The organism is Nonomuraea sp. NPDC004186, assembly GCF_053603495.1.
Genome location: NZ_JBSGFQ010000033.1, coordinates 84,001 through 106,004, shown reverse-complemented (window position 1 = coordinate 106,004; position 22,004 = coordinate 84,001). Strand labels below are relative to the sequence as shown.

Here is a 22,004-nt window from a genome sequence, read left to right as displayed (position 1 = left end):
GGGGAGCCCGGTGAAGGCTGTCGGGACCGCCGCGCCCGCGCGCGTCAGGCCTGCTCGGCGACCGCCTGCCGCAGCTTCTCGCCGATCTCCTCCATCCTGGCCGGCGACATCCGGTCCTTGAGCGCCGTCACGCTCACCGCCGCGACCGGCGCGGTCCTGCCCAGGAAGACGGGGACCGCCACGCAGCGCACGCCCGGCTCGTTCTCCTCCAGGTCGAGCGCGTAGCCGCGCGTGCGCACCTGGTCCAGGTGGGTGGCCAGCTTGGCGGGGTTGGTCATGGTGTTACGGGTCCTGGTGGCCAGCGGGCCGTACCGGGCGGCCCACGCCTTGACGGCCTCGTCCGTCGGGTACGTCCAGGCCAGCAGCGCCTTGCCGACGCCCGTGCAGTGGGCGGCGTTGCGGCCGCCCACCACGGACGTCATCGTGATCGTCCGCACCGCCTCCACCTTGTCCAGGTAGACGACCTCGCCGCCGTCCAGCATGGCCATGTGCACCGTCTCGGCGAACTCGTCGCTCAGCCGCAGGAGCAGCGGCCGCACCAGGCTGCGCAGGTCCATCGTCTCGTAGAACCTGAAGGCCGTGGCCAGCATCTCCGTGCCGAGGAAGTACGGCCCGCCGGGCTCCGGCTGCGCGGCGAACCTCCGGTGCTTCAGGGCCCCCAGCAGCCGGTGCAACGAGCTCTTGGGCAGGCCGAGCCTGGTGGCGAGCTCGTCGAGCGTAACGCCTCTGCTGTGTTTGCCGATCTCCTGCAAGATCAGCAGCGCGCGATCGACGCTTCCCACCGGGGACTGCCCGTCCGCCACTACCTTCGCCTCCCTGTTCCGCTTCATGGAAGGCTATCGCGTATCGCGGAACCGCTCCAGTCAGCGGGTGTCGCCGGGCGGGGTCGCCCATCCGCCGTACTCGTAGCGCGTGTACCGGCCTCCCTGATGGGGCTCGGTGTAGGCGCCCAGCTCGGCCGCGAAGTCCTCCGCGTCGTCCATCGGCCGGTATCCGAGGGCGCTCGCCGCCGCGTTCTGCGTCCACCACGACCGCGTGTTGCGCGAGACGCCGTAGACGACCACGTGTCCCGAGCCGGGCGGCGCGGTCAGGCAGGCGCCGTAGAGCCGCGCCGCGTCGTCGTGGCTCAGCCAGGTGTGCAGGTGGCGCGGTTCGGTGGGCCGCTCCTCGAAGGAGCCGACGCGTACGGAGATCACGTCGAGGCCGAAGCGGTCGGCGTACAGGCTGCCCAGCGCCTCCCCGAACGCCTTGGCCGCGCCGTACAGGCCGTCGGGCCGCACCGCCTCCTCCCCGTCGAGGGTCGCCCCCGCCGGGTGGAAGCCGGTGATGCGGTTGGAGCTGGTGTTGACGACGAGCCGGACGCCCTCCCTGCGGCACGCCTCGAAGACGTTGTAGACACCCTCCAGATTGGGGCCCTTGATCGCGTCGAAGCCGGCCTCGTCGGAGACGCCCCCGAGGTGGATCACCGCCTCGGTGCCCCGCACGGCCGCCCGCACCTGGTCGAGGTCCAGGAGGTCGGCCGGCGCGAACTCCTCGTGCGCGGCGAGCGGGCCGACGTCGCGGAGGTCGGACAGGCGCACCCGCGCGATCTTCGGCAGCAGGGTGCGCCGCAGCACCTGGCCGATGTTTCCGGCGGCTCCGGTCACGAGGACGTGCTCGGGGAGTCTGGTCATGTTGATCACTTATCCATGGTTTCCGGGATGCGGGTGGCGATCTGCTCGCGGGCGTGCTCGCACTCGGCGAAGCTGTGCGGGCAGGCGAGGGCGTGCTCGACGAGCTCCTTGGCGGCCCGGGCCCGCGAGATGCGCCGTTCCAGCTCCTGAACGTGGTGGCGCAGCAGATCACGGTGGTCCATCGGATCGGCGGCGGACAGCAGCACGCGCAACTCGCCCAGCGTGAAGCCGGCCTCCTTGCCCATCAGGATCAGCGCCACCCGCTCGAGATCGCGCCGCCCGTAGGCACGCTGACCACCCGCGCGCCGCGCGGGTGCCAGCAGGCCCATGCTCTCCCAATGGCGCAGGACATGCGTGTCCAGGCCGAACCGCTCCGCCAGCTCTCCGATGGCCATCCCCTCGCTTGACTTCATGTGTACATTAACCGGCACGGTTGCGGCATGATCAAGCCGACCGTTGCGATGACGCGGGTGGTCAACTCCTGCGTCCTGCTCGAACTCGACGGCCACGCCGTCCTCACCGACCCCTGGTTCACCGAACGGTGGTGGCTGCGCCGTGGCGAGCCGCTGGGCCTGCGCGTTCGCGACCTTCCCCCGCTCACCGCCGTCGTGGTCACCAACCTGGCCACCAACCACTGGGACCTGCGCGCGCTGCGCCGCTTCCCGGCCAAGGACACCACACCGCTGTACGTGCCCACGCGCGGCATGGCCCGCCGGGCCCGAGCCCTCGGATTCCGGCGGGCGGAGCGCCTGACGTGGGGGCGGACACTCGACCTCGCGCCCGGCCTGTCCATGACGGTCGTGCCGTCCGGGCGGACCCTCGTATGGCCCAACAACGCCTACGTCTTCACCACGGCGGGCGGCCGGGTCGTCTTCTTCGGAGGGGAGGCGGGGGAGGTCGCGCCGCTGGAGCGACACCGGGCCGATCTGGCCCTGCTGCCCGTGAACGGGCTGCGCCCCCTGTTCGGGCCCCGCCTGGTGATGGGGCCCGAACAGGCCGTCGCGGGGGCGTCCGCGCTCGGCGCCGAGGTCCTGGTCCCCGTGCACGACGCCCATGGCCACGACCCGCTGTCGCGGCTGTTCCGCACCGGCGGCACCGCCTCCGACGCCGTGGCACTGGCGGGTCCGGAGCTGCGCGTGGTGGACCTGCCGACAGGCAAACGGTGGGAACTCGGCACGAGTGCCTGATCCGTCCGGTGCTCCCGGGACGGGTGCGGCCGCACGCGGCGGCGCATCTGGGCGCCGGCTACCGGCTGGAGTTCGTGTCCGACGCCGGGGAGGCGGCGTCGCCACCGCCCTGCTCCGCCACCGCGGGGCGGGCCGGCCGGCGTCTCCACGGCGGATCGAGCAGACCCAGCCGGCGCGCGTTCAACGCCACGTGGATCGCGGCGGGGGCCACGACGATCGAGCCCAGCGTGTCGGTGGCGTAATGCGCTCCCAGGTAGACCCGCGCCAGCATCTGGACGGCCACGAGCACGAAGCCCGCCGCCAGCACCGGCCGGTGGAAGCGGGTGTGCCTGACCAGGGTCGCGACGGCGATCACGATCGACAGGGTCAGGCACACGTGGCCGCTGGGGAAGCTGCCGGAGCCGAGGCCGTACACCAGGGAGTCGGAGACCGGGGGCCGGGAACGGGCGACGACGGTCTTGAGCACCCAGCTGACGCCCCACCCGGCGGCGATCATCACCAGCACGCGCCCGGCGGCCCGCGGCCGGCCCGAGACGGCCACCCCCACGACGAGGGCGGCGGCGAGGAGCGGGCCCATGACCGTGCCGAAGCCCACGTTCAGGACCTGCGCCACCGCGGTCGGCCACGGGCTCCGGAGCGACTGGACCCCGTCGCTCACGGCGGCGTCCACGGCGGTCCACGCGGGCGTACGGGCGGCGAAGCCCATCACCGTGCCGAGAACGAGGAGCGCCACGGAGACCGGTACCGGGAACCCCGCTCTGTTCGACCTCATGGTGGAACGATAAAGAGGGCCGGATAAGGCCGAGTTCAGCGTCCGACGCGGGCGCGCGCGGTCCGCAGGACGAGCAGCCCGCCGATCCCCGGGACGAACGCGAGCAGGCGGGCGGCGGGCCGGACCGTCCAGGTGGCCGCGATCACGGCGAGGTAGGCGGTGCCGTGCAGCGGGCCGCAGAACGTCGTGATCACCTTGGCGTGTACGGTGAACAGGTTGCCGAGCAGGAGCACGAGGGAGGCGGCCTCGACGGCGGCCGCGATCCGGAGCAGGCGCATGGCGGGTCAGTCCCCCGCGCCGGGCCGTACGATCATCAGGACCACGACGACCGCCCAGGCCAGGTTGTAGAAGCCGGCCAGCATGGACATCACGCGCAGCGGCCGTTCGTCGCCGGGCTCGCTGAGCGCGGCGCGCTGGCGCGGGTAGATCTGCGTGGCCAGCAGGGCGCCCGCGACGGCCGTGAGGATCATGGAGACGGTGATCCAGATCTCGCCCATCCGGCCCTGCACGCTCGCCAGGATGGTCCCGGCCAAGGGGACGATGAGCCCGAAGGCGGCGTAGCCCCCGGTGATGCGGTGCAGCGCGACCGCGACACTCCGGTTGCGCTCGCCCGGATCCGGCGGCGGCTCGCCCTGCCCGCCGGTCGCGACCGGCACGTAGCGGGGGAACAGGCTCGTCGCCACGGCCGAGCCTCCCACGAACACGATGCCGGCCAGGACGTGCACCGACAGCAGGACATGCTCCAGCATTCCTCAACCTCCAACCTTCAGGGTGACTGAAGCCTAGCGCAAGCTTCAGCCGCCCTGAAGGTTGGGAGCTCTGGGTGTGGCGCCTGGCGGGGCAATGCGATTCGGGTGCGGCGCCTCGTCGTGGCGATGGGCAAACCGGCTGAGGTGAAGGGCCCGGGGAGGGGGGCCAACTTTCACTTTTCGGAACGATAGTCTAACGTTCGGAACATGTCCGAGATGGCTGCCGAGTCCAAGCTCGTCGGATCCGACCGCGTGCTCGCGGTCCTCGCCGAGCTGGCTCGCCACCCCGACGGTATCGGCTTGGAGGAGATGGCCCGAGCGGTGGCCAGCCCCAAGCCGACGGTCCACCGTGCCCTGGCGTCGCTGCGCCGCGCCGGATTCGCGGCGCAGCACGGCCACGGGCGGTACGTGCTCGGCGACGAGTTCCTGCGGATGGCCTTCGCCCACCACGAGGCCCGGCCGGACCACGTGCGGGTCACGCCGATCCTGCGGGCCCTGTGCGACCGCTACGGCGAGACCGTGCACTACGCGGTGCTGGAGGGGACCTCGGTCGTCTACCGCTCCAAGCTCGACCCGTCCGACGGGGCCGTCCGGCTGACCTCCGTCGTCGGGGGCCGGAACCCGGCACACTGCACCGCCGTCGGCAAGGCGCTGCTCGCCGACGGCCTGCGCACCGAGGACGCGGTGCGCGAGTGGGTGGGGGAGCGGCGGCTGGAGCTGCCGACCGCGCGCTCGATCGGCACGGTGGAGCAGCTGCACGCCGAGCTGGTGCGCATCCGCGAGCTGGGCTACGCCGTCGACGACCAGGAGAACGAGCCGGGCGTCAACTGCGTGGCGGTCCTGGCCTACCTGACCTCGCCCACCGTTCCCAGCGGCGCCGTCAGCGTCAGCGGGCTGGCCTACCGGACGCCGCTGAAGTCGCTCGTCGACGACCTGGCCGCCATCCGCCGCATCGTCGCCGGGCGGGAGATCTCGTGAACGTCACCGCCGCCCGTACCCTTCCGAGCCGAACACGGAGAAAGCGTTGTACCTGATGCGCATCGGCGCGCCCGGCGCCGAGAAGCCCGTCGTCCGCGTGGACGAGTCCCACTACATCGACGTCTCGGACGTCACGCCCGATTTCGACGAGCGTTTCTTCGCCGCGGGCGGCATCGCGTTGCTGGCCGACCGGGTCGCCGGGGGCGAGGTGCGGGCGTTCGCGGGTGAGCGGGTCGGCGCGCCGATCGCCCGGCCGCACCAGATCCTTTGTATCGGCCTGAACTACAGCGACCACGCCGCCGAGACCGGCCAGGCGGTGCCGGATGAGCCGATCCTGTTCACCAAGTCGCCCAACACCCTGATCGGCCCGTACGACGAGGTGCGCATCCCGCGCGGCTCCACCAAGCCCGACTGGGAGGTCGAGCTCGGCATCGTGATCGGCAGGCGCACCTCCTACCTGGACTCGGTCGAGGAGGCCGCCGCCGCCATCGCGGGGTACTGCGTGGTCAACGACGTCAGCGAGCGCGCCTTCCAGATGGAGCGCGGCGGCCAGTGGTCCAAGGGCAAGTCCGCCGAGACCTTCAACCCGGCCGGCCCGTGGCTGGTCACCCCGGACGAGATCCCCGACGTCAAGAACCTGGGCATGTGGCTCGACGTCAACGGCGTACGCCGGCAGACCGGCACCACCAAGACGATGATCTTCGACCCGTACGTCATCGTGCACCACCTGAGCCAGTTCATGGTGCTGGAGCCCGGCGACCTGATCAACACCGGCACCCCGCCCGGCGTCGGCATGGGCCACAACCCGCCCATCTGGCTCCAGCCCGGCGACGTCATCGAGCTGGGCATCGAGAGGCTCGGCAGCCAGCGCCAACAGGTCCTGGGCCCGCGCTAAGGACAGAGCGGTAAGGACAGATATGAGCGTCACCCATTCCGAGAAGCGGCGGCTGACCGCCCCGGACCCCGCCGTCCTGGCGGCGGTCGAGGCCGCCGTGCCCGGGATCACCCGTACGCGGGCCACCGACCGGCTCGGCATGGCCCATGACGCCTCCCACTACCTGCTCACCCCGCAGGCGGTCCTAGTTCCGGAGAGCGCCGAGCAGGTGGCGGCGCTCATGCGGACCGGGCTGCCGCTGACGTTCCGCTCCGGCGGCACCAGCCTGAGCGGGCAGGGCGTGAGCGAGCACCTGCTGGTCGACACCCGGCGGCACTTCCGCGGCATCGAGGTGCTCGACGGCGGCGACCGGGTCCGCGTGCAGCCGGGCGCCGTGCTGCGCCAGGTCAACGCCCGGCTGGCCGCCCACGGCCGCAAGCTCGGCCCGGACCCGGCCAGCGAGTCGGCCTGCACGATCGGCGGCGTCGTCGCCAACAACTCCAGCGGCATGACCTGCGGCACCCACGCCAACACGTACCAGACGCTGGAGTCGCTGGTCCTCGTGCTGCCCAGCGGCACCGTCGTCGACACCGCCGCCCCCGACGCCGACGCGCGGCTGCGCGCGCTGGAGCCCGAGCTGGCGCAGGGCCTGGAACGGCTGCGCGACCGGGTCCGCGGCAATCCCGAGTCGGTGCGGCGCGTCACCGCCCAGTTCTCCCTGAAGAACACCATGGGGTACGGGCTCAACAGCTTCCTCGACCACGACACGCCCGCGCAGATCCTCGCCCACCTCGCGATCGGCAGCGAAGGGACCCTGGGCTTCGTCGCGCAGGCGGTCCTGCGCACGGTCCCGGCGCACCGCCTGGCCGCGACCGGCCTGCTCGTCTTCCCCACGCTGCGCCGGGCGATGGCGGCGATGCCGCAGCTCGTCACCGCCGGCCCCGCCGCCGTCGAGCTGCTGGACGCCGAGTCCCTGCGGGTGGCCCAGCGGGACCCCAGGGCCGACGACGTCCTGCGCACGCTGACCGTACGGGACCACGCCGCGCTCCTGGTCGAGTGGCAGGAGTCGGACCCCGAACCGCTCGCCGAGCACGAGCGCACGGCCGAGCGGCTGTTCGCCACGCTCGACCTGGCCGCCCCGGCGCGGCTGAGCAGGGACGCGGGCGGCCGGGCCGCTCTGTGGCACATCCGCAAGGGCCTGTACGCCTCCGTCGCCGGCGCCCGCCCCAGCGGCACCACCGCGCTCCTGGAGGACGTCGCCGTCCCGGTGCCCGTCCTGGCCGACCTCTGCGACGACCTGGCCGGCCTGTTCGCCAAGCACAGGTACGAGCGCAGCGTGATCTTCGGCCACGCCAAGGACGGCAACCTGCACTTCATGCTCAACGAGCGCTTCGACACCGACCTGGAGCGCTATGCCGACTTCACCGAGGACATGGTCGCCGCCGTCCTCGACCGGGGCGGCACGCTCAAGGCCGAGCACGGCACCGGCCGCGTCATGGCCCCCTTCGTCCGCCGCCAGTACGGTGACGAGCTGTTCGAGGTGATGCGCGAGGTCAAGCGCCTGTGCGACCCCGCGGGCACGCTCAACCCCGGCGTCGTCCTCACCGACGACCCGCATGCCCACCTGCGCGACCTCAAGAACGTCGTCACCGTCGAGCCCGAGGTCGACCGGTGCGTGGAGTGCGGCTACTGCGAGCCCGTCTGCCCCAGCCGCGACCTCACCACCACGCCGCGCCAGCGCATCGTGCTCCGGCGGGAGCTGGCCGCCGCACAGGAGGCGGGCGACCACGCGCTGGCGAAACGGCTGGAGGAGGAGTACGGCTACGACGCCGTGGACACCTGCGCCGTGGACGGCATGTGCGCCACCGCCTGCCCCGTCCTCATCAACACCGGCGACCTGACCAAACGCCTGCGCGAAGAGCGCCACGGCCGCGCCGCCCGCGCGGGCTGGAAGTCCGCCGCCAAGCACTGGAACGGCGTCACCCGGGCCATGAACCTGGCCCTCGACGCCGCCGCCGCGACACCGGCCCCGCTCGCCGAGGGCGCGAGCAAGGCCGCCCGCGCCGTGGCGGGCCAGGACGCCGTCCCGCAGTGGAGCCGCGACCTGCCCCGGGGCGGGACGCCCCGCCGCCCGGCCCCGGCCGAGGACGCCGACGCCGTCTTCGTCCCGTCCTGCCTGAACACCCTGTTCGCCCCGGCCGAGGGCGGCCCCGGCGCGATGGCCGCCCTGCTCAGCCTGGCCGAGCGGGCGGGCGTGCGGCTGCGCGTGCCCGATGGGATCGGCAGCCTGTGCTGCGGCACGCCCTGGTCGTCCAAGGGCCTCGCGGACGGCTACGAGGTGATGCGCCACCGGGTCCGGGACGCGCTGGCGGCGGCCACGGACGGCGGCCGGATCCCGGTCGTCAGCGACGCCGCCTCCTGCACCGAGGGCTTCGAACGCCTCACCGCCGCGGCCTCGCCCGCCATCCGGGTGCTCGACGCGGTCGCCTTCACCGCCGAGCAGCTCCTGCCGCGCCTGCCCGCCGCCCGCCGGCTGCCCTCACTGGCCCTGCACCCGACCTGCTCCTCGACCCGGCTCGGCCTCGACGCCGCCATCACCCGCGTCGCCGAGACCGTCGCCGAACGGGTCGTCGTGCCGGACGGCTGGCAGTGCTGCGCCTTCGCCGGCGACCGCGGCCTGCTCCACCCCGAGCTGACCGCCTCCGCCACCCGGGCGGAGGCCGCCGCCGTGGCGCGGGAGGACTTCGCCGCCCACGCCTCGGTCAACCGCACGTGCGAGCTCGGCCTGACCCGCGCCACCGGCAAGCCGTACCACCACCTCCTGGAGCTCCTGGACCGGGTCACTACCCCTTGACGGCCGCGCCGGTGACCGAGGAGGCCCAGTACAGGGCCTTGGCCACCTGCGGGAACAGCCCCTTGGGGTGGTTGCGGAACATCGGCTCCGTGCCGAACAGCACCACGGCCGCGCCCCGCTCGTCCCTGCCGCTCACCACGGCCGCCTGGCCCCTGGCGGCGTCCTGACCGCCGGTGCCGTCGGCGTCGGGCCGCCAGTGGCCGGAGACCAGCGGGCCCTCGGCCGCGTACGACTGCTCGATCGTGACCTCCGGCCCGAGGCCGGTGAACCAGCGCGGCGAGTACACGAACGAGTGGTCCGGCGATCCGCCGCCCACCTGCCCGCTCGTGGAGAGCACGCGTACGACGCCGTTGGCGTCGCCGCGGCCCGCGACGGCGGTCGCGGTGAGCAGCCCGGCGGCGGCGTTGAAGGCCGCTCCGGTGCCGCCACGGGTGATCACGCCGCCGGTGGTCAGGAACGCGTCGAGCGCCGTCCTGGCCGCCGGGTTGAGCGCGGTGTAGCTCAGCCCGCTGGAGACGAACAGCACGTCGGTCCCGCTCCAGTCGTAGCCCGCGTTGAGGGCCGCCGTGGAGACGGGGGTGACGGCGAAGCCCAGCTCGCGCAGCGTGAACAGCTCGTCGGCCGAGGCGGCGGCGGCGATCCTGACCTGCGAGAGCGGCGCGCCGGACGCCGTCCCTGCGGGAGTGAAGGCGACGCCGTAGCGCTCGGAGACCGCGCGGGCGGCCTGTCGCGCCGAGGCGGGCACGATGGCCGCGCCGTCCGCCCAGGTCACCGCCGTGCCCTGGGCCAGGAGGTCGTTCAGGGCGAGGACGTCCTTGGGGTCGGTCACCTTGAGCGCGAGCGCCCCGGGCGTGCGCGGCACGGACCCGGTCGGCGCGGCGGCATTGACCGGGTCGGCCTGCACCCGCAGGGACGTGACGCCGTCCACGCCGGCGCCCCAGAGCAGGCCGTGGCTCCAGCCGGAGATGTCGTACATGGCGTCCACCCTGGGCGAGATGTCCGCTCCCGCCTCCAGCATGACGTTGGCCAGCCCGCGCTTCGGCTGGCGCATGTCCACCACGTACGAGCCGGCCGGATACGTCCTGCCGTCCGCCCGGAACGCGTGCCTGGCCCGTTCGACCCGCACGTCGTTCGCGATCAGGTGGTCCACCAGGCGCGCGGCGGCCGCCTCCGAGCGCCGGCCGGTGATGACGTACGCCCGGGGGAAGGTGGTGGTGTAGACGTCCTCCGGCCCGAACCCGGGCACGATGCCGAGCGGGACCGTCTTCGACGGCTCCCCGGCCGCGCCGCGCCGGAACACCTCGATCTGGTCGGCGATCAGCCGGTCGTGCCGGTCGCGCACGAAGGCGTAGGTGGACCGGATGGCGGCGGCGGCCACGTCGGTGTTGATCGCGGAGCGGCGGCGCAGCTCCTCGACCGGCAGCTGGGTGTAGTCGGAGCCGTTGACCCGCAGCGGGATCTCGACGGTGTGCGCGGCCACCGCGCCGTGGAAGGGCGCGTACTGCGGGGTGAAGATCGGCGGCCAGTCGTCCCAGCCCTCCGCGGAGTCGCGGAACGGGATCTGCGCCGGGTACACGCCGTCCTTGTCGACGGTGTAGCCCAGCCCGTTCACGGCGGCCTCCATGCCGAGGCCGTTGGCGTAGGTGTTCTGGATGAACAGGTCGTACTCGTAGTTGGCGCCGTGCGGCGGCGTGGTCGGCTCGATGAGCGTGCCGTTGACGTAGCCGTGCAGGTCGATCATGGTGACCGGCTGGGCGTCGATCATGATCTGGCGCATCGCCCGCACCTCGGGCTGGGAGGCGGTGACGAAGTCGCGGTTCAGGTCGAAGCCGGCGCCGTTCTGGCGTACGCCGGTGACGCGGCCGTCGGGGTTGGCGGTGATGTTGAAGTACAGGCGGGTGCGCGCCAGCAGGTCGGCGACCTTGGGATCCTTGCTGGTGGCGAGCTCCTCGATGACGCGCAGGGCGGCGTCGGTGCCCTCCCACTCGTTGCCGTGGATGTTGGCGTTGACGAACACCGGCGCCTTGTACCTCTTGACCAGCTTCCGGTCGCGGGCGGCGGCGGCCGGGTCGTTCTCGATGCGGTCGCGGATGCGCTCCTGCTCGCGCGTCTCGGCGGCGCTCTCCGGCGCGGTGACGGTCACCAGGTAGAGGTCACGGCCCCCGTACGAGCGGCCGATGACCTGCGCGCTGACCCGGTCGCCGCGCTGCTGCAGGTCGTTCAGCCGGGGCGCGATGCCGTGGTGGGGCACCAGGCCCAGCTTGATCGAGGCGTCGGCCGGGTTCTCGGGGGGCAGCGGCAGCCGGGTCCGGCGAGGGTAGCCCCGGTCGTGCGACAGGATGCCGGGCTGCTCGGCCTGCTCGGACTGTGCGGCCGCGCGCGCCTCGGCCCGCTCGGGCACGACGGCGGCGACCTCGTTCCGCTCCGGGCCGTTGCCGAAGTCGCGCACGGCCGGGGTAGGCGGCGCGACCGGGTCGGCCGACACCGCGTGCGGGACGAGCGGGATCACGAGGAGCCCAGTGAGCAGAGCCGGGAGCAGGGCAGGGGGCAGGCGCAAGGGAGTCCTCCAGAGGGTGCGGATCAGGGTTCCCGGTAGTCGGCGGCGACCCCCACCAGGGAGATCAGCCCGGACGCGAACTCCAGCGCCTCCGCGTGCCCCTCCGCGAACGGCGGCTGGAAGCCCACGGCCTGCCACGTCCGCGTGCCGGGGTCCCACAGGTCGGCGCCCACCTCGAAGTCCCACCCGTAGACGCCGTGGTCGTACCAGAGCTCGTCGGCGGAGTTGCCGGCCGCTGAGTAGAGCACGTCCGTCACGGGCCCGGTCTGCTGGGGCCAGATGACGGTGCCGCGCTCGGCGGCGATGGCCTGCTCGATCGTGCGGGCCGAGCGCAGGAAGTACGCCTCCTGCTGCGCCGTGGGTCTGGGCAGGGTGACGCGGCCGTCGAGCCGGTACGCGCCGGGCGGCCACATGAAGTAGCCGCCGTAGCTGTGCACGTTCATGGCGAACCTGATGTTGCGGTGCTTCTCGGCCAGCCACATGACGTTGCGGCTCTCGGGCTCGGAGTGCTCGGCGGGGCCCGCGTATGTGCCGCTCTGGCAGTTGGCCGAGGCGCCGAAGTACCCGTCGGACAGCGAGCCGACGGCGTAGTTGCGGTTGACGTCCACACCCCAGGTGTTGCGCAGCGCCGGGTCGGACTGCTGTGCCGGGCAGTGGTTCGTCATGTTCTTCCGCTGGCCGTTGAAGTCGTAGAAGCTGTAGTTGGCGCCGTCCGGGTTGACGGTCGGCACGATGAAGACGTCGGTGCGCTCCAGCAGCCTGCGGGTGGCCTTGTCGCGGGCGTAGTTGCGCAGCATCCGCTCGGCCGCCTCGACCACGACGAGCGGCGCCACCCACTCGCGGGCGTGCTCCTGGGCGTAGGCCAGCACTCCGGTGCGGCTGCCGTCGCGGTGCGCGCCGATCCGCAGGGCCAGCACCCGGGCGGGCGCGCGGGAGACGCTCGCGGGCGCGTTGAGGAAGTCGCTGAGCTGGGTGAGCGGCGCGGTTGCCATGACGCCGTCGCCCGCGTTGCCGCGGTAGGTCGTGGCCTTGACGCCGGTGCCGCCAGTGGAGTTCGGCGCGGTGGCGTTGATCGCGGCGGTGACCTGGGCGGCGGTGCTGGTGGGCGCGCCTGAGCCGTCGGTGGCCAGGCTGACGGTGATGAGCTTGCCGTTCACGGTGACCTGCAGCGGGCGGCCGGGCGCGCCGGGGTTCACCAGCTCGGCGGCCAGGTCGTTGCCGCCTTCGGAGCCGTACGCGTCCGAGGTGATCACGACGGCGGCGGCGGGCGGCGTGCCGATCAGCGCCTGGGCGTGCCGCCGGTAGCCGTTGGTCGGGTACGGCAGCGTGATCAGCTCGGTGAGCTTGGGGTAGCGCTGGTGCAGCGCCTTGATCCGCTCGTTGAGCTGCGCGGGCGGCATGTACTGGGTGACGAAGTCCTTCTGGTAGCCGGGGCCGGCGCGGTCCGGCTGGTCGCCGTCGGGCCACTCCTTGACCCTCGCCTCGGCCGTGCCGCCGCCGGCGGAGGTCACGGTGACCCACTGCGGCCGGGCGTCGGCGGGCATCGGGGTGCTGAACTGGTGGCCCAGGTACGCGCCCGCGTCCACGTACGCGACCATCGGCGCCTGCCCGGTCGAGCCGCCCTTGCCCTTCCACGTCACGGTGAGCGTGGCCGCCTCGCCCGCGCTGCTGGACGCCTCCACCGACAGGAAGTAGCCGTCGCGGGACTTCATCCAGACGGCCCGTTCGATGACGAGCTGGTCCTGGGCGGTGGTGGCCCTGGCCTTCGCCTGGGGCGGCGTGCCCGGCGCCAGGGTCGCGCCGAGCGCGGCGTAGGAGGTGAGCTGGCTGGGCGTGGCCACCGCGTCCACCTGGACGCTGCCGTCCGCCTGCGGGCGCACCCGCTCGGTGAGGTCGGCTCCCGAGGCCACCAGCCGCTCCATCGCGGCGCGGTCGGGCACGGAGAGCGTGACCAGCGAGGCCGGCTCCGGGTCACCCGGCCCGGCGACCGCCGGGACGGATGGCTCCGCGGCCACGAACGTCGTGAGAACGATCAACAGAACGACTGCGGACGCCCGTAAACCACGCATCGGCCCCTCCTGGATCACCCGTATGGGGCACATTCAAGGCGGAGTTGCCCCAACCGGCAAGACCCAGGCGGCGCGGGGATGGATCTCAGGAGGCCGTGACGTGCGGGACCGCCTGGTAGAGCGCCCAGTCGGCGCTGATCGCGCCGGCCGTCGTCAGCAGCAGCGGCAGGTATTCCTCGGTCAGCTTCTCCATGGACGTCTCGGCGGCGTGGGCGTTGACGTTGACGGCCGCGATGACGTTGCCGAGCCCGTCCCTGAGTGGCGCCGCCACCGACCGGATCCCCAGCGCGAGCTGCTCGTCCGTGGCGGCCCACCCCTTGGCGCGGACCGCGCGCAGCGCCGCCTCGCGCTCCTTGGCGTCCGGGCGCCAGCGCGGCTCGATGCCCGAGCGGCCCGGCTCGGCCAGCACCCGCTCCACCTCGGCCGGCGGCAGCGCGGCCAGCAGCACCTTGCCCAGCGACGTCTGGAGCGCGGGGAAGCGGGTGCCGATCTGCACCTGGAGCGACACGATCTTCGGCACCGCGACCCGGGCGACGTAGACGATGTCGGAGCCGTCGAGCTGGGCGATCGAGGACGACTCGTTGGTCTGGGTGACGAGCCGCTCCAGGTGCGGCCTGGCCACCTCCCACAGCCCCATCGAGCGGACGTAGGTGACGCCCAGCTCCAGCACCCTCGGCGTGAGCGCGAACCCGCCCTGCTCCGACCTGGCGTACCCCAGCTCCTGGAGGGTGAGCAGGATGCGGCGGGCCGTCGGCCGGGCCAGGCCGGCGGCCGTCGCCACCTCCGTCAGGGACATGACCGGGCGCCCCGGCTGGAATGCCCGGATGACATCGAGGCCGCGGGCCAGCGCCTCGATGAAGTCAGGTCCGGTGTCACCACGTGCCATCTACGCCCTCGCCTCGCTCGGAATCCGTTCGATCCGACTCTAGACGGTCGCCCGTCCGCAGAGCGGCCGATCAGAGGCGGTGCGTGGCATCACTGCGGTAGTCGGTGTACGTGTACGGGTTGTCGAGGACCTTCGCCGAGGGGATGTCCGGGTTCATGCCCTTCTCCCAGGCCTCGTCGCCCATCGTCGAGCGCAGGTGCTCGACCGTGCGCTCGACCTGCGCACGGGCCCCGGCGAGGTCGACGCCGAGCAGGCGGTGCTCGTGCTTGACCACGCGCCCGTTGACCATCACGGTGTGCACGTCGCCGCGCTGGGCCTGGAACGCGACGTGCCCGAACGGGTTGAGGATCGGGAACGACACCGGCGAGTGCTCGTTCTTGACGAGCACGAGGTCGGCCTTCTTACCGGGCTCGATGACGCCCAGGTCGTCGCGGCCCAGCGCCCGGGCGCCGCCCCGGGTCGCCCACTCCACGACCTGGTCGGCGCGCAGGCCGCAGTGCGTGACCGTCTCGCCCTTGGCGTGCGCCTCCAGGTGCTCGCGCGAGCGGTCGGCGCCGAGCGTGGTGCGCATGGCCGAGAACAGGTCGCCGCTCCACCACACGCTGGTGTCCATGGACAGCGACACCGGGATGCCGTGGGCGCGGACGGCCCAGGTGGGCGGGTAACCCTGGCCGGCGCTCTGCTCGCTCTCCGTGGAGACCGAGATCGAGCCGCCGGTGGCCGCGATGCGGTGGTAGGAGTCGGCCGACAGCGAGGCGGCGTGCACGTAGATCGTCTCCGGCGTCATGAAGCCGTGCTCGTGCATCAGGCGGATGCCGTCGTCGCTGGTGGCGCCCCACACACCGGCGTGCGTGGTGACGGCGGCGCCGAGCTCGCGGGCGACCTCGAACGCGGGCCTCTCCGGGAAGGAGGGGTCGCCGAGCACGTCGAAGGCGATCTGGAAGCCGAGCATGCCGCCGCCGGAGACACGCCGGCGCACGAAGTCGCGGAACTCGGGCGCGGCCGTCCACTCGGCGGGCGGCTGCTGGATGTTGCCGTAGGCGAGCACGTACCGGCCGGGCACGGACTCCAGCGCGTCGGCCGCGGCGTCGGCGTGGTCGACGGTCCGCAGGCCGTGCGACCAGTCCACGACGGTGGTGACGCCGGCGTCCAGCGCCTCGATCGCGGCCAGGGTGTTGCCCGCGTGGATGTCCTCGGGCCGGAACAGCTTGCCGTGCTCCAGGTAGAACCAGACGAAGTACTGGGTGAGCGTCCAGTCGGCGCCGTAGCCGCGCAGCGCCGTCTGCCACATGTGCCGGTGGGTGTCGATCATGCCCGGCATGACCAGGCCGCCGGACGCGTCGATCACGACCGCGTCCTCGGGCGCCTCCAGCTCGGGGCCGACGGCGGCGATCCTGTCCCCGGTCACGAGGACGTCCGTACGGGGCAGAACCCGCCTGCTCCCACTGGGTGACATGGGCAGCACGGTGCCGCCGCGCAGCACCACGGGCCGTCCGGCCTCGAACTCGTTCATGGCACACGCTCCTTGCGAACGATTGTCCGCTATACGGTCACAGCCACTGTGATGAGCGCTCACCTACGTGTCAAGACGGTTGACGCGGGCTCGCGTCGGTGATGAGATCGGGCTCAGCGGACACATGTCCGTTGAACGGACGCGGGAAGGGGAGTCCATCGTGCCTGAGGGGCCGCTGTCCGGCCTGCTGGTGGCCGACTTCTCCAGGGTCCTGGCGGGGCCGTACGCCACGATGCTCCTGGCCGACCTGGGGGCCGACGTCGTCAAGGTCGAGTCTCCCGGCGGGGACGACACCCGGTCGTGGACGCCGCCCGCGCGGGGCGAGGTGTCCACGTACTACCTCGGGGTCAACCGGGGGAAGCGGTCGGTCGCCCTCGACCTGCGCGACCCGGCCGACGCGGAGGCGGCCAGGGAGCTGGCCCGGCGCGCGGACGTGCTGGTGGAGAACTTCCGGCCGGGCGGGCTCGCCAAGTACGGGCTGGACTTCCCGGCCGTGCGGGCCCTGAACCCCGGCGTCGTGTACGCCTCCATCAGCGGGTTCGGTGCCGGGGCGGGCGCGCGGGTGCCGGGGTACGACCTGATGGTGCAGGCCATGTCGGGGCTGATGAGCCTGACCGGCGATCCCGGCGGGCCGCCGTACCGGGCCGGGATCTCGGTGTTCGACGTGATGGCGGGCAACCACGCCGTCATCGGCATCCTCGCCGCGCTGCGGCACCGGGAGGCCACCGGGCAGGGGCAGCACGTCGAGGTCAACCTGCTGTCGTCGGCGCTGACGGGGCTGGTCAACCAGAGCTCGGCGTACGTGGCCGGGGGTGTGGTGCCGTACCGGATGGGCAACGCGCATCCGAGCGTGTTCCCGTACGAGCCGTTGCCGACGGCGGACCACGAGCTGATCGTCGCGGCCGCCAACGACGGGCAGTTCCGCAAGCTGTGCGAGGTGCTGGGCATCCCCGAGGTGGCCGACGACCCGCGCTTCGCCCGCAACGCCGACCGGACCGCGCGGCGGGAGGAGCTGAGGCCGATCCTCGTGGAGCGGCTCGTGACCCGGCGGGCGGAGGAGTGGTTCGACCTGCTGGTGGAGGCGGGGGTGCCGAGCGGGCCGATCAACACGATCGACGGCGGGTTCGCGGTGGCCGAGCGGCTCGGGCTCGAACCGGTGGTCGTGGTGGGGGAGGGAGAGCGGGCCGTGCCGACGACGCGGCATCCGATCCGGTTCTCGGAGACGCCCGCGGGCTACCGGCTGCCGCCGCCGGAGCTCGACGAGCACGGCACGGAGCTGCGCAAGTGGCTCACCCCCACCGAGCCGGCCTCGGGATCCTCCGAAGAGGCGCGGTCGTGAGCGGCGGCGACGGGGTCGGCACCGGCGGGAACGCGGAGGAGGCGGTCGTCGGGATCGGCGGTCGTGGCGGGGAGCCGAAGGAGTATCCGACCGCGCTCGGGGCGTCCTCGCTGAAGACGATCACCCTGCTCGGCCATGACCTGGCCGCCGACGTCATGGGCGAGGTGGGCTTCGGGGAGCTGGCGTTCTGGCTGGCCACGCAGCGCCGCCCGGCCCGCGGCGAGGTGCGCGTGTTCGAGGCCGTGCTGGCCGCGCTGGCCGACCACGGGTTCACGCCCACCGCGATCGTGACGCGGCTGACGTACCTGTCGGCGCCCGACTCCGTCCAGGGAGCGCTGGCGGCCGGGCTGCTCGGCGGCGGCTCCCGCTTCCTCGGCGTCACCGAGGACTGCGGCCGCTTCCTCAACGACGTGCTGCGGGACCAGGACCCCCTCCCGGCCGACGACGCAGGCTGGGACGCTCTGGCGCTGGAGACCGTACGGGCCCGGCGCGAGGCGGGCGGGCGCATTCCCGGCCTCGGCCACCACGTGCACAAGGACGGCGACCCGCGCACGGCCCGGCTGTTCGAGATCGCGGCCGAGGAGGGCCTGTTCGGGCCGCACCTGTCGCTCTTCGCCGCCGTCGGCCGCGTGCACCCCCAGATCCTGGGCCGGACGCTGCCGCTCAACGGGGCGGGCGCGTGCGGCGCGGCGCTGGCCGACCTGGGGCTGCCGCTGGAGCTGCTGCGCGGCTTCGCGCTGCTGGCCAGGACGGCCGGGCTGATCGGGCAGCTCGCCGAGGAGCTGCGCCGTCCCGTGGCCAACGACATCTTCCTCTCGGTGGACCTCAACAACCGTCCCGTCCCGCCCGAGCCGTATGCCGCCAACGGAGGTACGCATGGCTGAACTCGTCGCGGTCATCGCATCCACCCACCACCCCTTCTACTACCGCGCCAGCACCTCCACCGGCGAGGACCGCCCGCCGTTCGCCGACGAGTGGGTGCGCAAGGTGGAGGCGTTCAGGGAGACCCTCACGAAGGCGCGGCCCGACGTGCTGGTGATGGTCGGCTCCGACCACTTCCACCAGCTGTGGCTGGACAACATGCCGCAGTTCCTGGTCGGCAAGGCGCCCTTCTACGACGCGAACTTCTACAACGAGGAACGCGAGTTCGGGTTGCCGCGGATGGTGCTGAAGGGCCAGGAGGACCTGTCGGCGTACATCCTGCGCGAGGGCCTGGACGCCGGCTTCGACCTCGCCTTCAGCAACGAGCTGCGCATCGACCACTCGATCACGTGCCCGATCATCACCCTGCGCCCCGAGGCCGACCTGCCGATCGTGCCCGTCTACACCAACATCTTCGCCCCGCCGCTGCCGCGTCCCCAGCGGTTCGTGCAGCTCGGGCGGACGATCAGGCAGCTCGTGGAGTCCTGGCCGGCGGACCGGCGGGTGGCGGTCATCGGCACCGGGCACCTGTCGCTGGAGCTCGGCGGGCCGCGCCAGTTCGGGCCGCACGGGCCCGACCCGGAGTTCGACCGCAAGGCCGTCGAGTGGATCTCCACCGGGGACATCGAGGGCTGCCTGTCGGAGGTCACCCTGGACAGCCTCCACCAGCCGGGGAACGCCACGCACGGGTTCATGGACTTCATGCTGATGATGGGGGTGGCGGGGGAGGGCCGCAAGGCCGACTACGTGGACACGTACGACCTGTTCCACACGATGGAGGCGTACTTCACCTGGTATCCGAGTGGGGGTTCTTCGTGAGCAAGTACCTGCTGAACAAGTTCCTCTTCACCGTCGACCGCGACCCCGAGCTGGTCGAGCGTTACCGCGAGGAGCCGCGCGCCACCGTCGAGTGGTGGGAGTCCGAGTACGCCAACCGCATCCTCGGCTGCCACACCGGCGAGTCCTCCACCTGGTTGCGCCTCGACGACGCCGAGCGCGAGGCGCTGGCCGCGCACGACTACCCGAAGCTGTTCGAGCTGGGGGCGCACCCGTTCCTCACGCTGACCCTGTTCATCGCGATGTTCGAGCGCGACCACCCGCCGCTGGGCTTCCAGACGGAGTACGCGCGGCGGCTGGCGGGTTTTCGGCTTCCGTACCCGGACATCGCGACCTGATGACCGGCGAGCACGGCCGGATGCGCGCGGCCCGGGTCGAGACGTGCGGCCGGCCTCCCGTGGTCGGCGACGTCCCCGTGCCGGTGGCCGGGCCGGGGGAGAGCCTGGTGCGCGTACGTGCCGCCCCGGTCACGCCGCTGGACCTGCTGTGCGCGGGCGGCGCCTCCTACTTCGGCACGCCCGCCGTCCCCTACGTGCCCGGCGTCCAGGGCGTGGGGGCCGTCGGGGAGACGGCCGTGTGGTTCCCGACCTCGGCGGGGATGGCGCCCGGCGACGGGAGCATGGCCGGGCTGGCGGTGGTGCGTTCGGAGGACCTGGTGGAGCTGCCCGCCGGCGCCGACGCGTACGCCGTCGCCGCGCTCGGACTGTCGGCCGTGGCCGCCCACATGGCCCTGACCTGGCGCGGCGAGCTCGCGGCGGGGGAGCAGGTGGTGGTGCTGGGCGCCGGGGGCGTGGTGGGCCAGGCGGCCGTCCAGCTCGCCCGCCTCGCCGGAGCGCGCCGGGTCGTCGCGGCCGCCCGCTCTCCCGAGGGCCGGGAACGGGCGAAGCGGGCGGGCGCGGACGCGGTGGTGGAGCTCGGCACTCAGGACGTGGCCGGCCTCGCCGCCCGCCTCTCGGCCGCCTGCGACGGGCCGGTGGACCTGGTGCTCGACCCGCTCTTCGGCGCCCCGGCCGCCGCGGCGGCCCGCACCCTCCGGCCGGGCGGCCGGCTCGTCAACCTCGGCGGCTCGGCCTCCGAGACGTGCCCGCTCGACTCCTCCACCCTGCGCGGCCGGTCGCTGCGGGTGCTCGGCTACACCAACAACGAGCTGACCCGGGAGCAACGCGCCCAGGCCATCACGCTGATCGCGGAACACGCGGCGCGGGGGCGGCTGTCGGTGGCCCACGAGGTGGTGCCGCTGGAGGAGGCGGGAGCGGCCTGGCGGCGCCAGGCGGCGGGCGCGGCCGGCGGCCGGATCGTCCTGCGCGTCACCTGAGGCGCCGGTCCGTCATCGGGGTGTGCGGGCCGAGGCCAGGAAGCGCTCGTAGAGGGGGACGTAGGCGGCGGCGAGCTCGGGTTCGGGCGGCAGGCGATCGCGGGGGAGCACGGGTACGTCGTCGAGCGACCCGCCCGCCTGCCCGGCGATGAGCGCCGCTCCCGCGCAGACCGCGTCATCGGATCGCACCACCTCGACCGGGACAGGCGAGACCGCGGCCTTGACCCGCATCCACAGCGGGATCCTGACCTGCCCGCCGAGGACCACGAGGCGCTCGGGGGCGGTGCCGGTGACGGCGGCGAGCTCGTCGAGCATCCAGCGGGCGTGCAGGCAGGTGCCCTCGACGGCCGCCGCCAGCAGGTCGCCCGGGGTGTGCTCGGGCCCGAGCCCCGACACCGTCACGCGCCGGGCCGGGTCGGGCGCGGGCGCGACGCGGCCCCGCAGGTACGGCTCCACCACGATCCCCGTCGGCAACCGCACCCCACTCAGCAGCCCGGGCAGCGCCGCGTACCCGCTCTCGCCGTTCCCCGTGAGGGAGAGCAGCCAGTCGAGCATGGCCCCGCTGGTGGGCAGGCCGCCGACCACCACCTTGCGGGCCCCGTCCAGCGACGGGTCGGTCGTGATGCCGAGGGCCAGTCCCGTACGCGCGTCCGGGCGGGAGTCCGACAGCACCATCACCGCCTCCGCCGTGCCGAGGGAGTCGGCCACGTCGCCGGGCCGCCGCACCCCCGCCGCCCACGACCCCACCGCGTGGTCGTGGCCCGCGATCACCACGGGGACCCCGGCCGTCACCCCGCTCACCTCCGCGGTCAGCGGCCCGACCGGCTCCACGGACCCGGCCGGAGCCGGCAGCTGCCCGCCGCGCAGCCCGGCCCGCGCGAGCAGCTCCGGGTCGTAGTCTCCGGCCTCCAGGTCGTAGGCCAGGGTGCGGGCGGCCAGCGTCCCGTGCGTCCGCAGGCGCCCCGTGAGCGCGTACGCCACGGCGTCCGGCACGTGCGCCCACCACCGCATCGACTCCAGCACCTCGGGCGAGTGGGCACGCAGCCACAGCCACTTGGCCAGCGGCGATTTGGGGTCGGCGCGGCGGCCGGTCAGCGCGTACAACCGCACGGCGTCCCGGGCCAGCTCGGCGGCCTCGTGCGCGGCCCGGGGGTCGTTCCACCACAGCAGCGGGGTGAGCGGCCGCCCCGCGCGGTCGAGGGGCACGCCGGTCTCGGCCATGCCCGTGACCCCGATCGCCTCCGGCCCCCGCCCGGCCCGCGCGGCGCACTCGCCGAGCGCCCCCGTCACCGCGGCGACGAGGGCGGGCAACTCGCGCGGGGTCGGCTGCCGCACGGCCGCGACGCAGCCGCCCCCTTCGTCGAAGAAGCCCACCTTGACATGCGTGGTCCCCACGTCGACCCCGGCCAGCACCCTCATGGTCACACTATGGCCGATCCGATCGCCCTGCCCGGCGCGTGGCCCCGCCCCGCGTTGGGGC

20 protein-coding genes are annotated in these 22,004 nt (G+C 73.3%); 9 read left to right on the top strand and 11 right to left on the bottom strand.

What is annotated here, in order from left to right; translation table 11 throughout:
• Positions 1-44: 44 nt before the first annotated feature.
• The 3 genes from ACWEPL_RS26255 to ACWEPL_RS26245 are packed head-to-tail and all read right to left on the bottom strand — an operon-like array spanning position 45 to position 2,086.
• Positions 45-830: an IclR family transcriptional regulator gene (locus ACWEPL_RS26255; RefSeq protein WP_363971492.1), complete on the bottom strand. Its 786-nt coding sequence runs from the start codon at positions 828-830 to the stop codon at positions 45-47.
• Positions 831-863: 33 nt separating this feature from the next.
• Complete coding sequence (locus ACWEPL_RS26250) at positions 864-1,673, bottom strand: NAD-dependent epimerase/dehydratase family protein (protein WP_452437725.1); 810 nt, start codon at positions 1,671-1,673, stop codon at positions 864-866.
• A 5-nt stretch (positions 1,674-1,678) separates the two neighbouring features.
• A complete protein-coding gene (locus ACWEPL_RS26245; RefSeq protein WP_364262351.1) occupies positions 1,679-2,086 on the bottom strand; it encodes a MerR family transcriptional regulator in 408 nt (135 codons plus the stop codon).
• A gap of 27 nt (positions 2,087-2,113) precedes the next feature.
• On the opposite strand from ACWEPL_RS26245, the gene ACWEPL_RS26240 reads away from it, so the two are divergent.
• Positions 2,114-2,860: an MBL fold metallo-hydrolase gene (locus ACWEPL_RS26240; protein WP_363971486.1), complete on the top strand. Its 747-nt coding sequence runs from the start codon at positions 2,114-2,116 to the stop codon at positions 2,858-2,860.
• A 58-nt stretch (positions 2,861-2,918) separates the two neighbouring features.
• On the opposite strand, the gene ACWEPL_RS26235 is transcribed toward ACWEPL_RS26240, so the two are convergent.
• Genes ACWEPL_RS26235 through ACWEPL_RS26225 form a run of 3 tightly spaced genes read right to left on the bottom strand, consistent with a single transcriptional unit; the run spans position 2,919 to position 4,381 of the window.
• The gene (locus ACWEPL_RS26235) at positions 2,919-3,632 is read right to left on the bottom strand and encodes a phosphatase PAP2 family protein (protein ID WP_452437724.1); all 714 of its coding nucleotides are present in this window, start codon (positions 3,630-3,632) and stop codon (positions 2,919-2,921) included.
• A 35-nt stretch (positions 3,633-3,667) separates the two neighbouring features.
• Positions 3,668-3,910 (bottom strand): hypothetical protein, encoded by a 243-nt coding sequence (locus ACWEPL_RS26230; RefSeq protein WP_452437723.1) that lies wholly within the window; start codon positions 3,908-3,910, stop codon positions 3,668-3,670.
• A gap of 6 nt (positions 3,911-3,916) precedes the next feature.
• A complete protein-coding gene (locus tag ACWEPL_RS26225) occupies positions 3,917-4,381 on the bottom strand; it encodes a hypothetical protein (protein WP_452437722.1) in 465 nt (154 codons plus the stop codon).
• 207 nt (positions 4,382-4,588) lie between these two features.
• Here ACWEPL_RS26225 and ACWEPL_RS26220 point away from each other — a divergent pair, with 207 nt between their 5' ends.
• Genes ACWEPL_RS26220 through ACWEPL_RS26210 form a run of 3 tightly spaced genes read left to right on the top strand, consistent with a single transcriptional unit; the run spans position 4,589 to position 9,087 of the window.
• Positions 4,589-5,359 (top strand): IclR family transcriptional regulator, encoded by a 771-nt coding sequence (locus tag ACWEPL_RS26220; protein ID WP_452437721.1) that lies wholly within the window; start codon positions 4,589-4,591, stop codon positions 5,357-5,359.
• 55 nt (positions 5,360-5,414) lie between these two features.
• Entirely contained in the window at positions 5,415-6,254 is an 840-nt protein-coding gene (locus ACWEPL_RS26215; protein ID WP_452437736.1) for a fumarylacetoacetate hydrolase family protein, read from the top strand.
• A gap of 22 nt (positions 6,255-6,276) precedes the next feature.
• The gene (locus tag ACWEPL_RS26210; protein WP_452437720.1) at positions 6,277-9,087 is read left to right on the top strand and encodes an FAD-binding and (Fe-S)-binding domain-containing protein; all 2,811 of its coding nucleotides are present in this window, start codon (positions 6,277-6,279) and stop codon (positions 9,085-9,087) included.
• Here the strand turns inward: ACWEPL_RS26210 and ACWEPL_RS26205 are convergent.
• The 4 genes from ACWEPL_RS26205 to ACWEPL_RS26190 all read right to left on the bottom strand — a co-directional run bounded on the left by ACWEPL_RS26205 (position 9,077) and on the right by ACWEPL_RS26190 (position 16,112).
• The gene (locus ACWEPL_RS26205) at positions 9,077-11,644 is read right to left on the bottom strand and encodes a M14 family zinc carboxypeptidase (RefSeq protein WP_452437719.1); all 2,568 of its coding nucleotides are present in this window, start codon (positions 11,642-11,644) and stop codon (positions 9,077-9,079) included. The genes ACWEPL_RS26210 and ACWEPL_RS26205 overlap by 11 nt on opposite strands.
• 23 nt (positions 11,645-11,667) lie before the next feature.
• On the bottom strand, positions 11,668-13,680 hold the full coding sequence (locus ACWEPL_RS26200) for a M14 family metallopeptidase (protein ID WP_452437718.1): 2,013 nt from the start codon (positions 13,678-13,680) through the stop codon (positions 11,668-11,670).
• 118 nt (positions 13,681-13,798) lie between these two features.
• Positions 13,799-14,599 (bottom strand): IclR family transcriptional regulator domain-containing protein, encoded by an 801-nt coding sequence (locus ACWEPL_RS26195; protein ID WP_350727347.1) that lies wholly within the window; start codon positions 14,597-14,599, stop codon positions 13,799-13,801.
• 70 nt (positions 14,600-14,669) lie between these two features.
• Positions 14,670-16,112 (bottom strand): amidohydrolase family protein, encoded by a 1,443-nt coding sequence (locus tag ACWEPL_RS26190; protein WP_363971469.1) that lies wholly within the window; start codon positions 16,110-16,112, stop codon positions 14,670-14,672.
• 160 nt (positions 16,113-16,272) lie between these two features.
• Between ACWEPL_RS26190 and ACWEPL_RS26185 the strand changes: the two genes are divergently transcribed.
• Genes ACWEPL_RS26185 through ACWEPL_RS26165 form a run of 5 tightly spaced genes read left to right on the top strand, consistent with a single transcriptional unit; the run spans position 16,273 to position 20,524 of the window.
• Positions 16,273-17,451, top strand: a complete 1,179-nt coding sequence (locus ACWEPL_RS26185; protein ID WP_452437717.1) for a CaiB/BaiF CoA transferase family protein — start codon at positions 16,273-16,275, stop codon at positions 17,449-17,451.
• The gene (locus ACWEPL_RS26180) at positions 17,448-18,335 is read left to right on the top strand and encodes a citryl-CoA lyase (protein ID WP_452437716.1); all 888 of its coding nucleotides are present in this window, start codon (positions 17,448-17,450) and stop codon (positions 18,333-18,335) included. Before ACWEPL_RS26185 ends, ACWEPL_RS26180 begins: the two co-directional genes overlap by 4 nt.
• Positions 18,328-19,191, top strand: a complete 864-nt coding sequence (locus ACWEPL_RS26175) for a DODA-type extradiol aromatic ring-opening family dioxygenase (protein WP_363971463.1) — start codon at positions 18,328-18,330, stop codon at positions 19,189-19,191. Before ACWEPL_RS26180 ends, ACWEPL_RS26175 begins: the two co-directional genes overlap by 8 nt.
• On the top strand, positions 19,188-19,547 hold the full coding sequence (locus ACWEPL_RS26170) for a hypothetical protein (RefSeq protein ID WP_387569378.1): 360 nt from the start codon (positions 19,188-19,190) through the stop codon (positions 19,545-19,547). Before ACWEPL_RS26175 ends, ACWEPL_RS26170 begins: the two co-directional genes overlap by 4 nt.
• Positions 19,547-20,524 (top strand): zinc-binding dehydrogenase, encoded by a 978-nt coding sequence (locus ACWEPL_RS26165; protein ID WP_452437715.1) that lies wholly within the window; start codon positions 19,547-19,549, stop codon positions 20,522-20,524. The genes ACWEPL_RS26170 and ACWEPL_RS26165 overlap by 1 nt, the downstream gene beginning before the upstream one ends.
• Before the next feature lie 12 nt (positions 20,525-20,536).
• Here ACWEPL_RS26165 and ACWEPL_RS26160 read toward each other — a convergent pair whose 3' ends face one another.
• Positions 20,537-21,943: an FGGY-family carbohydrate kinase gene (locus tag ACWEPL_RS26160; protein WP_452437714.1), complete on the bottom strand. Its 1,407-nt coding sequence runs from the start codon at positions 21,941-21,943 to the stop codon at positions 20,537-20,539.
• Between the last annotated feature and the right edge of the window lie 61 nt (positions 21,944-22,004).